Source organism: Acidovorax sp. HMWF018 (genome assembly GCF_003061035.1).
In the GTDB taxonomy this organism is placed as follows: domain Bacteria; phylum Pseudomonadota; class Gammaproteobacteria; order Burkholderiales; family Burkholderiaceae_C; genus Acidovorax; species Acidovorax delafieldii.
Map to the genome: position 1 here is coordinate 11701 of NZ_QAIM01000113.1, position 14564 is coordinate 26264.

Annotated in this window: 14 protein-coding genes; all 14 read right to left on the reverse strand. The window is 65.6% G+C overall.

Annotated elements, in window-relative coordinates:
* Window positions 1-1108, reverse strand: a 1108-nt coding sequence (gene hutI / locus DBR23_RS04085) for an imidazolonepropionase (protein WP_233250260.1), incomplete at its 3' end; no start/stop codon positions are given.
* A 72-nt stretch (window positions 1109-1180) separates the two neighbouring features.
* The gene (locus DBR23_RS04090; RefSeq protein WP_108497396.1) at window positions 1181-1810 is read right to left on the reverse strand and encodes a HutD family protein; all 630 of its coding nucleotides are present in this window, start codon (window positions 1808-1810) and stop codon (window positions 1181-1183) included.
* The gene (locus tag DBR23_RS04095) at window positions 1807-2700 is read right to left on the reverse strand and encodes a phytanoyl-CoA dioxygenase family protein (RefSeq protein ID WP_108497397.1); all 894 of its coding nucleotides are present in this window, start codon (window positions 2698-2700) and stop codon (window positions 1807-1809) included. The genes DBR23_RS04090 and DBR23_RS04095 overlap by 4 nt, the downstream gene beginning before the upstream one ends.
* Window positions 2701-2756: 56 nt before the next feature.
* Window positions 2757-3551, reverse strand: coding sequence for an amino acid ABC transporter ATP-binding protein (locus DBR23_RS04100; protein ID WP_304466195.1), 795 nt, complete (start codon window positions 3549-3551; stop codon window positions 2757-2759).
* Window positions 3548-4216: an amino acid ABC transporter permease gene (locus DBR23_RS04105; RefSeq protein WP_010465675.1), complete on the reverse strand. Its 669-nt coding sequence runs from the start codon at window positions 4214-4216 to the stop codon at window positions 3548-3550. The genes DBR23_RS04100 and DBR23_RS04105 overlap by 4 nt, the downstream gene beginning before the upstream one ends.
* Window positions 4217-4245: 29 nt before the next feature.
* The gene (locus DBR23_RS04110) at window positions 4246-4995 is read right to left on the reverse strand and encodes a transporter substrate-binding domain-containing protein (RefSeq protein WP_056063596.1); all 750 of its coding nucleotides are present in this window, start codon (window positions 4993-4995) and stop codon (window positions 4246-4248) included.
* 32 nt (window positions 4996-5027) lie between these two features.
* A complete protein-coding gene (locus DBR23_RS04115) occupies window positions 5028-5774 on the reverse strand; it encodes an IclR family transcriptional regulator (protein WP_233250261.1) in 747 nt (248 codons plus the stop codon).
* A gap of 105 nt (window positions 5775-5879) precedes the next feature.
* The gene (gene hutU / locus DBR23_RS04120) at window positions 5880-7604 is read right to left on the reverse strand and encodes a urocanate hydratase (RefSeq protein ID WP_108497399.1); all 1725 of its coding nucleotides are present in this window, start codon (window positions 7602-7604) and stop codon (window positions 5880-5882) included.
* Window positions 7605-7644: 40 nt separating this feature from the next.
* A complete protein-coding gene (gene hutH, locus DBR23_RS04125) occupies window positions 7645-9183 on the reverse strand; it encodes a histidine ammonia-lyase (RefSeq protein WP_108497400.1) in 1539 nt (512 codons plus the stop codon).
* 200 nt (window positions 9184-9383) lie between these two features.
* Window positions 9384-10196: a histidine utilization repressor gene (gene hutC / locus DBR23_RS04130; RefSeq protein ID WP_108497401.1), complete on the reverse strand. Its 813-nt coding sequence runs from the start codon at window positions 10194-10196 to the stop codon at window positions 9384-9386.
* Between the two features lie 30 nt (window positions 10197-10226).
* A complete protein-coding gene (locus tag DBR23_RS04135) occupies window positions 10227-11006 on the reverse strand; it encodes an ABC transporter ATP-binding protein (RefSeq protein WP_056063613.1) in 780 nt (259 codons plus the stop codon).
* Entirely contained in the window at window positions 11003-11863 is an 861-nt protein-coding gene (locus tag DBR23_RS04140; RefSeq protein ID WP_056063616.1) for an ABC transporter permease, read from the reverse strand. The genes DBR23_RS04135 and DBR23_RS04140 overlap by 4 nt, the downstream gene beginning before the upstream one ends.
* A 22-nt stretch (window positions 11864-11885) precedes the next feature.
* On the reverse strand, window positions 11886-12851 hold the full coding sequence (locus DBR23_RS04145) for an ABC transporter substrate-binding protein (RefSeq protein WP_108497408.1): 966 nt from the start codon (window positions 12849-12851) through the stop codon (window positions 11886-11888).
* A gap of 406 nt (window positions 12852-13257) precedes the next feature.
* Window positions 13258-14564 (reverse strand): HAMP domain-containing sensor histidine kinase (locus DBR23_RS04150; protein WP_108497409.1); only part of this gene is annotated, 1307 nt, incomplete at its 5' end.

Genomic DNA, 14564 nt, shown 5'->3' on the forward strand with positions numbered 1-14564 from the left:
TGATGCCCGCCAGTGCCTCGGGCACTGTCAGACGGAACAGCGTGCAGGCCATGTTGACCATCAGCAGCAGGCTCAGCGCGGGCGAGGTACCCGGGTTGTGGTCGGTGGAGACGGCCATGGGCACACCCGCTGCGCGCAGTGCCGCGATGGGCGGCAGGTGCGTGTCGCGCAGCGTGTAGTAGGCGCCGGGCAGCAGCACGGCCACAGTGCCTGCGGCTTTCATCGCAGCGATGCCGTCGGCCGACAGGTGCTCGATGTGGTCACACGACAGCGCACCGTAGCGCGCAGCGAGTGCCGAGCCGCCCATGTCGGACAGTTGCTCCGCATGCAGCTTGACGGGGATGCCGAGCTTGCGCGCGGCCTGGAAGACCTGCTCGGTCTCGGCCAGCGTGAAGGCGATGCGTTCGCAGAACACATCCACGGCATCGACCAGGCCTTCGGCGGCCAGGGCGGGCAGCATCTCGTTGCAGACAAGGTCGGTGTAGTCTTGGCTGCGCCCAGCGTATTCGGGCGGCAGCGCATGCGCGCCGAGGAAGGTGGTGCGCACCGTGACGCCAAAGGCCTCGCCCAGGCGGCGGGCCACGCGCAGCTGCTTGCGTTCGTGCTCCAGCGCCAGTCCGTAGCCGGACTTGATCTCGATGGCACACACGCCCTCGTCCAGCAGCGCCTGCAGGCGCGGCGCGGCCAGGGCAAAAAGCTCGTCTTCGCTGGCCTCGCGCGTGGCGCGCACCGACGACACGATGCCCCCGCCCGCCTTGGCCACCTCTTCATACGTGGCACCCGCGAGCCGCATCGCGAACTCGTTGGCGCGCTGCCCACCGTACACCAGGTGGGTGTGGCAATCGACCAGACCGGGGGTGGTGACGGCGCCCCTGCCGTCAATGCGAGGCAAGGCCGCAAAGGCTGCTGGCACATGGGCCTGCGGGCCCACCCACTGCACGGTGCCGCCCTGCACCACCACACACGCCAGCGCGCCCTCAGGCACCGGCACATCCGTCGCCCACAACGCGGCCACGGGCCGCAGGTTGGTCCACACGCCATCGGCACTGGGTGCGGAAGATGCTGGCGGGACAATGCCCTGCTTGTTGCTACCTGCTGCTGTGTTCATGGATTGATTTGCTATTGTTTATATAGCTACTAGCGCATATTCCACTAGCGCTTGCAGCCCATTTGACCCAAATTATGGTGCAGAGCCCCTGCGTAAGGCCACCCAGGCCAGCACGGGTGCATCGTCGGCAGACTCACCGCTTTCGGCGCGGCGCACAGGGGTGATCGACGGCGCTGCTTCGCCCCCTTCGTTCACCCACCACAGGCCCTGCCCCGCTGCCAACATCCGCATTTGGTGGGTATCGCAGTCCTCGCATCGCCAGGTGCCCTGCAGCACCATGCACAGGCCCGCTGCAGCCCCCTCAGCGGGCGGCGGTGCATCGCGCAGCACCTTCAGTTTCCCGGTCCACTCACCCCGGCGCAGCATCAGGTTGAAGTCGGTAGAAACACCGCCCAGCATGCGGCAGTCCACCGGCTCTTCACCGGAGAACGCAAACGGCTCCCAGCGGTTCGTCAGCGCATGCTGCCAATGTCCTTCTGCGCCTTGCAGATGTACGCCATCGCCATGGAGCAACATGATTTGCCGATCCACCCCCACAAACGCCGAGAACGGCCCGGGGCTTGCAATGGTGGCAACGCTCACGCGCCATGCAAAGCTGTCCATGCCCGCGCCGGGCGGCCAGCACGCCAGCTCGCGTGTGCTGCCGCCGCCGTTCTTCCAGGGCACCGAGGGCGTGGAGGCCAAGTCCAGAAACTGCTTCACGCGCCTTCACCCTGCGGCACACCGTTCCCGTCCACCAGCAGCGGGAACAGCGGGTGGTCCATGGCTGCCCCAGCGGGCAGCTGGTCCGCCAGCCCCGGGAACTCGGGCGAGGTCTTCCACGGCCTTGGCGCGTGGCGCGTGTCGTCGCCCAAGAACCGCACCGAGAACACGCGGCGCCGGTTGGGCCCCTCCACCCCGCCGGACGCATGCAGCGTGAGCATGTGAAAACACACCACGTCGCCCGGCTCGATCTCCCAGCCCACGATGGGAAAAGCGTCGCGGTCGGCCTCGACGTTGGGCAGGTCCTGCAGGCTGCCTTCAGGGAACCACTTGGCCTGGTTGTCCATGAAGGTGCGCGGCATGAGCCAGGGCCCCTGGTGCGATCCCGCCACAAACTCCAGCGTGGCCGCGCGCGACACTGGATCGACCGGAATCCACATGCTCACGTTCTGCCTGCCGTCGATGTTGTAGTAAGGCTGGTCCTGGTGCCAGGGCGTCTTCTGGCGCGTGCCAGGCTCCTTCACCAGCACATGGTCGTGGTACAGCCGCACGGTGCGTGACTGCATCAGGCGCTGCGCGGCCAGGGCCAGCGGCGTGTCGCGCACAAAGCGGCCAAACTGCGGAATGTCCTGCCAGTTGCAGAAGTCCTCGAAGAAGCGGCCGGGGTCATCCGGCCTGCTGGCCACTTTGGCGCGCGGGCTGGGCGCGGCCAGGTTGGCGTCGATGCCATCGCGCAGCAGCGCCACCTCTTCGGGCGTGAGCAGCTGCTTGATGCAGATGGCGCCGTCGCGGTCAAACCGCACGATGTCGTCGGCGGTCAGGCGCTCCTGCAAGCGCTGTTGAAAGTGCTGTTGTCGGCTCAGGTCACTGGCAGGTGAAACCGGGTGCATACGAGCTGTCTCCTTGTAAGCTATTGACCGTTGTCGTCCATCACGCACACCCAGCCTCAGGCGCGCGTGAGCACCGCCTGCAGAAAGGAGCGCGTGCGCTCCTGCGTGGGGTTGGTGAAGATGGTGGCAGGCTGGCCGGACTCAATGATCCCGCCGCCGTCCATCACCACCACCACGTCGCCCACCTCGCGTGCAAAGTCCATTTCGTGCGTGACCACCATCATGGTCATGCCTTCGCTGGCCAGCAGCTTCATGACCTGCAGCACCTCGCCCACCAGCTCGGGGTCTAGCGCCGAGGTGGGCTCGTCGAACAGCATCACGCGCGGCTCCATGGCCAGCGCGCGGGCAATGGCCACCCGCTGCTTTTGCCCGCCCGACAGGCTGGCAGGCATGGCCAAAGCCTTGTGCGCCAGGCCCACCTTGGTCAGCAGGGCCTGTGCGCGCTCCTCGGCCTCCTTGCGCGAGAGGCCGCGCAGCTTGCGCGGACCCAGCGTGACGTTGTCGAGCACCGACAGGTGCGGAAACAGGTTGAACGACTGGAACACCATGCCCACCTCTTCGCGCAGGGCGTTCAGGTCATGGTCAGGCAGCATGCGGCCTTCCTGCACCAGTGTGCGGCCACAGATCTCGACCGTGCCGCCTTCGGGCTGCTCCAGTCCGTTGCAGCAGCGCAGAAAGGTGCTCTTGCCCGAGCCACTGGGCCCGATGACCACCACCACCTGCGACGGCAGCACGTCAAAGTCGATGCCGTTCAGCACCACGTGGCTGCCAAACGACTTGCGCAGTCCGCGAATGCGCACGATGGGCTCGGCGGATGGGCTTGCTCCGGTCATCACAGAATTTTTCTTCATTGCACCATCCCCCCGGCACGCAGGCGCAACTCCATGCGGCGCAGCACCAGCGAAGTGACACCCGTGAGGATGAAATACACCACCGCAATCGCCAGGTACACCTCCAGCGAGCGGTACGACACGCTGATGATCTTCTGCCCTTCGTGCATCAGGTCGTGGATGGTGAGCAGTGACACCAGCGCCGAGTTCTTGATCAGCGCGATGAACTCATTGCCCAGTGGCGGAATCATGCGCACGACGGCCTGTGGCAGCACCACGGTGCGCATGGCCAGGCCCGACGACATGCCGATGGAGCGCGCCGCCTCCATCTGCCCCTTGTCAATGGACTGGATGGCGCCGCGCACTACCTCGGACACATAGGCGCCCGAATAGATGCCCAGGCCGATCACGCCGCACACAAAAGCGGGCAGCAGGATGCCGAACTGAGGCAGGCCAAAGAACAGGATGAACAGCTGCACCAGCAGCGGCGTGCCGCGTATCGCGGCCACGTAGGCGGTGCACAGGGCGTAGACCACGCGGCGCTTAGGGTTCAGGCGGCCAATGCCCACCAGCAGGCCCATGACGCAGCCCAGCAGCAGCGAGGCAGCCGTGATTTCCACAGTGACCAGCGCACCCGCCAGCAACTGGGGCAACCCGGCCCAGACAGGAGAAAAATCGAGTTCCATGGCTCAGTTCGGCAACGTGTGGCTGCGGTTTACTTGGCAGCGCTGTTGCTGAACCACTTCTTGACAATGGCAGCATAGGTGCCATCGGCCTTGAGCTTGGTGATGGCACCGTTGACAGCCTTCGTCAGCTCGGGCGTGTCCTTGCGCAGGGCCATTCCGTACTCTTCGGTGGTGAGCTGCTCGTCGAGCACGCGCAGGCCCGGGCGGGTGCGCACATACTGGAACGCGGCGGGCTTGCCGGTCACGGCAGCATCAGCGCGGCCGATATCCACCAGGTTGAACATCTCCTGGTTCTTTTCGACCTCGACACGCTGCACCTTGGGGAATTTCTCGGTCAGGTACGCCACCGACTTGGTGCCCACCTGCACGCTGACTTTCTTGCCGTCCAGGTCGGCCAGCTTGTTGATGGCCTTGTTGTCTGCCTTCACCATCACCACCAGGCCGCCGGCGTAGTAGGAGTCAGTGAAGTCCACCACCTTCTTGCGCTCGTCGGTGATGTAGATGGCCGAGACCGCCATGTCAAAACGCTTGGAAATCAGGCCGGGAATCAGGCCCTTGAAGTCGATGTCCACCCACTCGACCTGCTTGCCCATGGTCTTGGCAATGGCCTCCACCAGCTCGACGTCGAAGCCCGTGCGTTTTCCGTTTTCGACAAACTCCATGGGCGGGAACGTGGCATCAGTGCCCACACGCAGGACGTTGTCCTGGGCCTGTGCACCCGTGGTGCAGAAGGCTGCGGCGGCCAGGCTGGCCAGAAGAAGGTTGCGGCGAAGGTTCATGGGGAAAGCTCCTGAGGAGGGGTGAGGGAAAATCAGGCAGAAGTGAGCTGGCGAGAGATGCGCGCTGCGGCGACGACGGCCATGCCGGTGAGTGCGGTCTCCTGCCCCTGGGCCCGCAAGATCGGGGCCATCAGGGTGATGGCCCCGGCGGCCTGCCGGGGAGAACCGAACACGGGCACGCTGACGCCCCAGACACCGGCATCCACTTCGCCGGAGCTGACGGCGTAACCCGCCTTGGCAATGCCCTCCAGCTCGGTCAGCGCCGCCTGGCGCTCAGCAGTGTCTGCGCCGTAGTGCAGGTCCAGAATGGCATTGCGCGTGGCCGGGGCCACATGGGCAAGCAGGCACTTGGCGGAGGCACCCGCGCGCAGCGGCACGCTGCGCCCTTTTTCGAACGAGCAGCGCAGGGCCTGCGTGCTGTCCACCATGTCCAGGCACACCACGCTGTCATTCACGGCCACCACCAGCCCCACGCTCTCGTGGGACTGCCGGGCCAGTGCCTGCATGTCCGGCCGCGCGTGGTGCACCAGGTGCGACGCCATGTCAAAGCCCAGCGCCAGTTGCAGGCTCAGCGGCCCGGGCGCGTAGTGCCCGCTGCTCTCCAGCACAAAGCCCCACAGCTTGAGCCGCGCCAGCTGCCGGTACAGCGTGCTGCGCGCCAGGCCCGTGGCCTCCATCAGCTCGGCAGCCGACATGGGTTGCCCGTGCTGCGCCAGCACCGCCAGCACGTGCAGAACACGGTCGGCGGCGGCAACGGAGGTGGGTCCACGGGTGGGCATGGACTCAGTATCAAAGGATTGCAGCGGCATTCAAACCCAACATTCCCAACGAATGGGAATGCAGTTCCCTTTTTTCACATTCCTGTCATTCCCTCCCTCGCCCCTTCACTTCACCATGGGCAGCTTCATGCCCTGCTTCTTGGCCGTCTCCACAGCCAGTTCGTAGCCAGCATCGGCATGGCGCATCACGCCGCTGCCGCAGTCGTTGACCAGCACATTGGCAAGGCGCTGGGCCGCGGCTTCAGTGCCGTCGGCCACGATGACCATGCCCGAGTGCTGGGAGTAACCCATGCCCACGCCCCCGCCGTGGTGCAGGCTGACCCAGGTGGCGCCACCCGAGGTGTTGAGCAGCGCGTTGAGCAGCGGCCAGTCGCTCACGGCGTCGGTGCCGTCCTTCATGCCTTCGGTCTCGCGGTTGGGGCTGGCCACGCTGCCGGTGTCCAGGTGGTCGCGGCCGATGACGATGGGGGCCTTGAGCTCACCGTTCTTCACCATCTCATTGAAGGCCAGGCCCGCAATGTGGCGCTCGCCCAGGCCCAGCCAGCAGATGCGCGCGGGCAGCCCCTGGAAGGCGATGCGCTCACCCGCCATGTCGAGCCAGCGGTGCACGTGCTTGTTCTCGGGGAACAGCTCCTTGATCTTGGCGTCGGTCTTGCGGATGTCTTCCGGGTCACCCGACAGGGCCACCCAGCGGAACGGGCCCTTGCCTTCGCAGAACAGGGGGCGGATATAGGCGGGCACAAAGCCGGGGAAGTCGAACGCGTTCTTCACGCCTTCGTCAAACGCCACCTGGCGAATGTTGTTGCCGTAGTCCACCACCGGGATGCCCATGTGCTGGAAGTCGAGCATGGCCTGCACATGCACGGCGCAGGACTTGGCAGCGGCCTTCTTCAGCACCTCGTGCTGCGTCACATCCTGCTGCGCAGCGCGCCACTGGGCCACCGTCCAACCTGCGGGCAAGTAGCCGTTGACGAGGTCGTGGGCCGAAGTTTGGTCTGTCACCAGGTCGGGCTTGAGGCCGCCGGCCTTGGCACGGCGCACCAGCTCGGGCAGGATTTCTGCGGCGTTGCCCAGCAGGGCGATCGACACCGCCTCCTTGGCCGCCGTGTGCTGCTGGATCAGCTCGAACGCGTGGTCAATGTCGCGCGCCTGCTTGTCCACGTAGCGTGTGCGCAGGCGGAAGTCGATGCTGCTTTGCTGGCATTCGATGTTGAGCGACACCGCGCCCGCAAAGGTAGCGGCCAGCGGCTGCGCGCCGCCCATGCCGCCCAGGCCAGCGGTCAAGATCCAGCGCCCTTCGAGCGAGCCGCCAAAGTGCTTGCGACCCGCCTCGGCAAAGGTCTCGTAGGTGCCCTGCACGATGCCTTGCGTGCCGATGTAGATCCAGCTGCCGGCGGTCATCTGGCCGTACATGAACAGGCCCTTCTGGTCCAGCTCGCTGAAGTGTTCCCAGTTGGCCCACTTGGGCACCAGGTTGGAGTTGGCCAGCAGCACGCGGGGCGCGTTGGCATGGGTCTTGAACACGCCCACGGGCTTGCCGGACTGAATGAGCAGGGTCTCGTCGTCGTTCAGGTCCTTGAGCGAGGCGAGGATCTGATCAAAACACTCCCAGTTGCGCGCGGCACGGCCAATGCCGCCGTACACCACCAGGTCCTGCGGGCGCTCGGCCACCTCGGGGTCGAGGTTGTTCTGGATCATGCGGTAGGCGGCCTCGGTGAGCCAGCTCTTGCAGGTGAGCTGGCTGCCGCGCGGCGCGCGGATCACGCGGCTGGCGTCGTGGCGGGGGTCGTTGTTGGAGGCGGCGGCGATGATGGCGTCGTTGGCGTTCATGGTGGGCTCCTGTGAATCAATGGGGTATGCGTAGAGAAAATCAGGCGAAGCTGGGCAGGCACTGGGTGAGCGCTGCAGGCCAGGTGGACTGCTGGGCCCATGCGCGCATGGCTTCGATGTCGGGGGCGAGGTAACGGTCCTGCTCCAGGTAGGCCACGCGCTCGCGGATGGCGGCGAATTGCGCTTCGATCAGCGGGGAGGATTTCAGGGTGCGGTCGAATTCCATGCCCTGCGCAGCGGCCATGGCCTCGATGCCGACCATCACCGCCGCATTGCGCACCATGTCGCCCAGGCGCCGCGCGCCGTAGGTGGCCATGGAGACATGGTCCTCCTGGTTGGCCGATGTCGGCAAGCTGGTCACGCTGCTGGGGTTGGCCAGGCACTGGTTCTCGGCCGCCAATGCGGCGGCGGTGACCTGGGCGATCATGAAGCCCGAGTTCACGCCGCTGTCGAGGATCAGGAAGGCGGGCAGGCCTGACAGGCCTGGGTCCAGCAGCAGCGACAGGCGGCGTTCAGAAATCGCACCGATCTCGGCCACGGCCAGCGCAATGATGTCGGCCACAAAAGCCACGGGCTCGGCGTGGAAGTTGCCGCCGGAAATCACGTCCCCGTTGTCGAACACCAGGGGGTTGTCGGATGCCGCATTGGCCTCAATGGTCAGCACGCGCGCGGCGTGGTGCAGGTTGTCCAGGCACGCGCCCATCACCTGCGGCACGCAGCGGATGGAGTACGGGTCTTGCACGCGGCCGCAGTTCGGGTGCGAAGGGTCGATGGCGCTGCCGTCGAGCAGCGCACGCACGGCAGCGGCCACGGCGATCTGCCCGGCCTGGCCACGTGCCTCGTGAATGCGTGCATCAAAGGGTTTGACAGAGCCCTTGATGGCTTCGAGCGACAGGCAGCCCGCAACCAGCGCGGCGGCAAAGACGCTCTCGGCGCCAAACAGCCCGGCCAGTGCAAGTGCGGTGGACACCTGCGTGCCGTTGAGCAGCGCCAGCCCTTCCTTGGGGCCCAGCACAAACGGCTGCAAACCGATGGAGCGCATGGCCTCTGCCCCCGGCACCACCTTGCCGTCCACCTTGGCCTGGCCTTCACCAATCAGCACACAAGCCATGTGCGCCAGCGGCGCCAGGTCGCCCGACGCGCCCACCGAGCCCTTGGCCGGAATCACCGGCAGCACGTTGGCGTTGGCCAAGGCCAGCAACGCATCCACCAGCTCGGGGCGCACGCCCGAGTGGCCGCGCGCCAGGCTCACGGCCTTGGTCGCCAGGATGAGGCGCACCACGTCGTCCGGCAAAGGATCGCCTGTGCCCACGCTGTGCGACAGCACCAGATTGCGCTGCAGCTCGGCCAAGCGCTCGTGCGCAATCTTGGTGCTGGCGAGCTTGCCAAAGCCGGTGTTGATGCCATAGACGACCTGGTCTTCATCGACGATGCGCTGCACCGTGGCCAGGGACTTCTGCAAACCCGCGCGGGCCGACGCATCGAGCACCAGTTGCACGGGGCCCGCGTGGATGCGGCGCAGCTCGGCCAGCGTGACGCGGCCGGGGTGCAGGGTGAGGGATGAAGCGTTGTGTGTCATGGCGTTGATCCTGTATATACAAGTAGGTACAAGCAAAAAATAACAGCGTTAATTCGTTCTTCAAATCCTGTTGGCCAATACCGCTACGGGTGAAACTGCCAGGGCACCCGCGAGAGACGCCGAGCAAGGGCCGCCCCGCAGCGAGGGTGTCGTCCCCCTTGAGGGGGAAGGCGCGAAGCGACTCAGGGGGTGCTTCATATTCAACCTGCGACGGGATTGCCGTCGGCGCGGAAGCGGCTGCCCAGGCGGTAACGGGTGGCGGGGTGCAGGCAGCGCACCACGGTAATGGGCACGCCGCGCGACCAGGTGCGGCGGGTGAGCAGCAGGCACGGCTCCTGCGGAGACATCTCCAGCAGCGCGGCCTGCTCGGCGGTGGGCATGACGGCATCGACCACATGCTCGATCTGGTCGAAGGGCACGTTGCGCACCAGGTATTCGGAGGGTTGCAGCAGTGTGAAGTCCTGCGCGACGAACTGGGGCACCTGGCGCGGGTTCACGTGGCGGTCTTCCAGTTGCACGGGCAGGCCATCCTCGCGGTGGATGCACAGCGAGTGGAACACCGACTCGCCCGTGCGCAGGTCCAGCGCGGCGGCCACCTCCAGCGTGGCGGAGGTGCGTTCCACCGTGAGCACGTCACAGCGGTAGTCGTGCCCGCGCTGACGGATTTCGCTGGCCAAGTTTGCAATCTGCAACAACGTGGACTGGGGCTTGTCCTCGGCCACAAAACTGCCCACGCCCGCCACGCGCACGATGCGGCCCTGCTCCACCAGTTCGCGCAGCGCGCGGTTCACCGTCATGCGCGAGATGCCGAACTGGGTGACCAGCTCGTTCTCGGATGGCAGGCGGTCGCCCGCACGCCAGATGCCTTCCTGGATCTTGCGCGAGATGTGGTCCTTGACCTGCTCGTACAGCGCCATGGCTTGCGCGGGTGCAGCCACGGCGACCACCGCCTTGGCGGGCGTGGCGCTGCGCGGGGCAGTGGCTGCAGTGCGGCGGGAAGGACGGGCGCTCATGTGTGGATGCGGGGCTGGTGCAGGTTCAGATCAGTGCAGGTCCGCCGCCATGGATTCAGCGCGGATCTCTTCGGTGAGGCGCGCCTTGAGGTCCATGAACTCGGGGCTGGTCTTGATCGTGTAGTGGCGCGGGTGCGGCAGGTCCACCGCCAGCTCGGTCTTGATGCGGCCGGGCCGGGCGCTGAACACGGCGACGCGGTTGGCCATGAAGATGGCTTCGTCGATGTCATGGGTGACGAAGAGCACCGTCTTGCGCTCGGCCTCCCAGATGCCCAGCAGCAGCTCTTGCATGAGCACGCGGGTCTGGTTGTCGAGCGCGCCGAAGGGCTCGTCCATCAGCAAAATCTTGGGGTCGTTGGCCAGCGCGCGCGCAATGGCGGTGCGCTGCTGCATGCCGCCCGACAGCTGCTTGGGAAAATGCTGCTCAAAGCCGCGCAGGCCGACCTTGGCGATGAAGTACGCGGCGCGTTCCTTTTGCTGTGCCTCGGGCATGCCGCGTTCGCGCAGGCCAAAGCGGATGTTCTGCTCGATAGTGAGCCAGGGGAACAGCGTGTAGCTCTGGAACACCATGCCGCGGTCGGCGCCGGGGCCTTCGACGGGCACCCCATCCAGCAGCACGCGGCCGCTGGTGGCATGGTCCAGCCCCGCCACGATGCGCAGCAACGTGGACTTGCCACAGCCCGAGGGGCCCAGGATGGTCACGAAGTCGTTGTCCTTCACCTCGAAATCGACCGGCTGCAGCGCCTGCGTGCGCTGGCCTTTGGCAGTCTCGAAGACACGCGAGACGGCTTGGATGGATACGCTGCTCATCGCACAAAACTCCAGGCAAACAGACGGTGGTTGAGCGCCTTGAAGGCGAAGTCGGACACCAGCCCGATGAGGCCGATGATGATGATGCCGAAGATGATCTGACCGGTGTTGAGCAGCGACTGGCTGTCGGTAATCATGTGGCCGATACCGCTGGACGAGCCGATCAGCTCGGCCACGATCACATAGGTCCAGGCCCAGCCCAGCACCAAGCGCAGGGTCTCGGCGATCTCGGGCGCAGCGCCAGGGATGAGCACGCGCGTGACGATGCCCTTGTGGCCCGCGCCCAGCGTGTAGGCGGCCTCGACCAGATCGCGCCGCGCGCCGCCCACGGTGACGGCGACCATCAGCGTGATCTGGAAGACCGAACCGATGAAGATGACCAGGATCTTCTGCGCCTCGCCAATCCCAGCCCACAGGATCAACAGCGGGATGAAGGCAGACGCAGGCAGGTAGCGGCAAAACGAGACGAAGGGCTCAAAGAACGCCTCGATGCCCTTGTACGCGCCCATCGCAATGCCCAGCGGCACGGCAATGATGGCGGCCAGGATGAAGCCACCGACCACACGCCAGATGGTCATGCCGATGTCTTTGATGAAGCCGTACTCGGTGAACAGCAGCCAGCCTTCCTTCACCATGGTGACGGGGCTGGCCAGGAAGGTGGGCGACACGAAGCCACCCAACGTGAAGAACGCCCACACCGCCACGAAAAGGGCGAAAAAGGCCAGCCCGAGCATCCAGCGGGCGCTGCTGCTCACAGGCTCCAGCGGGGCCAGCGAGCGCCGGCGCGCGGGGGCATGTGGTCCGGCTTTTTGCTCGGGTTTTGGCTCGGTAACGGACAGGGGTTGCACGGCGGACATGGAGCGCTCTTCTTCCGTCTATTTACTTGATGAAGCTCGCGTCGAAGGTGACGGCCAGGTCTTCAGGCGCCTTGCGGATGATGCCGGCCTCCAGCAGGATGGCCGTGGCGTCCTTCATGAACGTGGTCAGCTCGCCCGCAAAGAACTTCTGGTTGGCGGCCTTGTCCTGCCAGCGCAGGAAGGACGACGACTTGGCGAACTGCTCGCCCGTCTGCTTGACCGCAGCGCCCATGATCTCGTTGGACTTGGTCGGGTCGGCCTTGATCATGTCCAGTGCTTGGAAGTACGAATTGGCCAGTGCCTGAGCCGCCTTGCCGTTGGCCTTGAGCCAGGTGGGGTCGCAACCCACGGTGTCCATCACCATGGGGTAGTCAAGCGTGGTGGCCAGAATCTTGCCGGCGCTGGGATTCTCACGCACGGTGGACAGGTAGGGTTCGTACGTCATGGCGGCGTCGTTCTGCCCCGCTACAAAGGCTTGTGCTGCGGCCTGGGGCGACAGCGTGGTGGTTTTCACGTCCTTGAGGCTCATGCCGTTCTTGCTCAGCATCCAGGCCAGGCCGAAGTACGGAGCGGTGCCGGGCGCATCCACGCCGATGGTCTTGCCCTTGAGGTCTGCAAAGCTCTTGATGTCGCCGCGCACTGCGATGCCGTCGGCGCCGTAGGACTTGTCCATCTGGAAGATCTGCACGATGGGCACGCCGTTGGCGTTCCAGGCCACGTGCGTCTCAACCGTGGTGGCGGCGCACTGGATGGACTTGGAGGCCAGGGCCAGGTGGCGGTCCTTCTGCGGAATCATCTTGATCTCCACGTCCAGGCCGTTCTTCTTGAAGATGCCGGCCTTGTCAGCCAGCGTGAGCGGTGCAAAACCTGTCCAGCCGGACATTCCCAGCACAATCTTGGTGTCCTGCGCCTGGGCCGGTGCGGCCAGGGCCATCATGCATGCTGCTGCCGCTGCCAGCGACGTCCATTTCACAACCGATCGAGTCATCATCTGCTCCTGTTTGAAGAAAGTACCTTGGCCCTGCCCACCGGAACGCACCTGCGTACCGGAAGCCATGATGACAGTTTCAGCATACCTGTATATACAGGGTAAACACTGAAAAATCCGACTCATGCGAGGGGGTGCCGACCTTCAGCAAGAACGGGGCCAGGGAGGATGGTGTGTTCTCTGGTGGTCCAAGGCACCAGCAACCACTCCTGATTTGATAGCTGCCAGGGCAATAAACACCTGCGCCACAGCGCAAAAAAGCCATCAATTTGCGTTGAGAAGCCGGACATGGCCGCTTGCAGGCCCACTTCCCCATTGCACCAGGCCTGTGCGCTGGCCTGGCCGCATCGGTGCGACGCCACCTGCCAGCGCAGAGGCCAACCTGTCTATGCCGCCGGCTCGCGGCCTATTCCAGCACCGGCAAACGCACAGTGACCGACAGGCCGGGCTCTGCATTGCGCATGTGCAATTGCCCGTCGTGCGCCTGCGCCACCAGCCGGCACAGGTACAAACCCAGTCCGACGCCGCCGGTGGCGCGCTGGCGTGCGGTGTCCGGGCGGTAGAACGCCTGGGCCAGGTGTGGCAGGTGCTCGGGGGGCACACCACGCCCATGATCACGCACCTCCAGTTCCAGCACCCTCCCCTCATCCGCCAGCCGCAAATGCAGCTCAGGGGGAAAGGCACCCGACTCACTGTGGCGCAGGCTGTTGTCCAGCAGGTTGCGCAGCAAAAGCCGCAGGCGGGACCGGTCCAGCCGCACCGAGGGCAAGTCCGGCGCCACCTGCAAGGCAATATCAGCGGCCCCGACATGGCGGGAGCACAGGTCGGCCACCACTTCGCGCGCCAGTTCGGTGACATCAGTGGGCTCGCGGTGCAGCGCCGCATGGCGGCCCGCCAGGCGCTCGCTTTCCAGCAGGTCGGTGATGAGGCCCGCCATTTCACCCAGGTCGCGCATGAGCGCCAGGCGCTGCGGTTGCACATCGGTCGTTTCGGGCAGCAGCTCCGTGTTCAGGCGGGCCCGCGTGAGCGGGCTGCGCAGCTCATGACTCATCGCCAACAACAGTGCACGCTTGGCCTCCAGCATCTGGTGGATGTCATCCCCCATGGTGTTGATGGTCTCGGCCAGCTGGCCCAGCTCGTCCGGCCGGTGGGCATGCCGCACCGGTATGGGCTGGGCAAAGTTGCCGTTGCCAAAGCGCTGCGCGCCCTGGCGGATGTCGTCCAGCGGACGCAACAGATGCCGCACATATACATAGGCCAGCGCCGTGAGCAGCAGCAGCACGGTCAGCGTGCCCCACGCAATGCGCGGGCGCTTGTCCCAGGACAGCGCGTTCAGGCCGAACTCGATATGGTGCCCATCTGCCGTCGTGCGGCGCAGCAGGCTGTGCCCGTTCTCGTCCCCGGTCCAGCGGTCTTCCTGGCGGACCTTGTCGCTCACCCAGTCGGGGTTCTGCTGGTCGGGGTGCGATGCCCAGTGGATCTGCGGCCCGTCGATGCGCAAGGTCAGTGGCAGGCGATTGGCAATCGCCTGCGCGCGCTCAATGCTCGGCGGGCTGCCAATCTCGGCGGCAAGGCGGTCCACATAGTCCATCAGCAGCGGCCGCGCAGCCTCGCGCCAGCCTGCGGACACGGCCTTTTGCACCCCGCCCATGAACGTAACAGCCACAGTCACGGCCAGTGCCATGAACACCAGCACCAACCGAATGCGCAGCG

Excerpts from the sequence above, each read along its gene's own strand:
- DBR23_RS04095 (WP_108497397.1), bottom strand. The coding sequence starts at position 2,700 with ATGCACCCGGTTTCACCTGCCAGTGACCTGAGCCGACAACAGCACTTT.
- DBR23_RS04100 (WP_304466195.1), bottom strand. The coding sequence starts at position 3,551 with ATGAAGAAAAATTCTGTGATGACCGGAGCAAGCCCATCCGCCGAGCCC.
- DBR23_RS04105 (WP_010465675.1), bottom strand. The coding sequence starts at position 4,216 with ATGGAACTCGATTTTTCTCCTGTCTGGGCCGGGTTGCCCCAGTTGCTG.
- DBR23_RS04110 (WP_056063596.1), bottom strand. The coding sequence starts at position 4,995 with ATGAACCTTCGCCGCAACCTTCTTCTGGCCAGCCTGGCCGCCGCAGCC.
- DBR23_RS04115 (WP_233250261.1), bottom strand. The coding sequence starts at position 5,774 with ATGCCCACCCGTGGACCCACCTCCGTTGCCGCCGCCGACCGTGTTCTG.
- hutU (WP_108497399.1), bottom strand. The coding sequence starts at position 7,604 with ATGAACGCCAACGACGCCATCATCGCCGCCGCCTCCAACAACGACCCC.
- hutH (WP_108497400.1), bottom strand. The coding sequence starts at position 9,183 with ATGACACACAACGCTTCATCCCTCACCCTGCACCCCGGCCGCGTCACG.
- hutC (WP_108497401.1), bottom strand. The coding sequence starts at position 10,196 with ATGAGCGCCCGTCCTTCCCGCCGCACTGCAGCCACTGCCCCGCGCAGC.
- DBR23_RS04135 (WP_056063613.1), bottom strand. The coding sequence starts at position 11,006 with ATGAGCAGCGTATCCATCCAAGCCGTCTCGCGTGTCTTCGAGACTGCC.
- DBR23_RS04140 (WP_056063616.1), bottom strand. The coding sequence starts at position 11,863 with ATGTCCGCCGTGCAACCCCTGTCCGTTACCGAGCCAAAACCCGAGCAA.
- DBR23_RS04145 (WP_108497408.1), bottom strand. The coding sequence starts at position 12,851 with ATGACTCGATCGGTTGTGAAATGGACGTCGCTGGCAGCGGCAGCAGCA.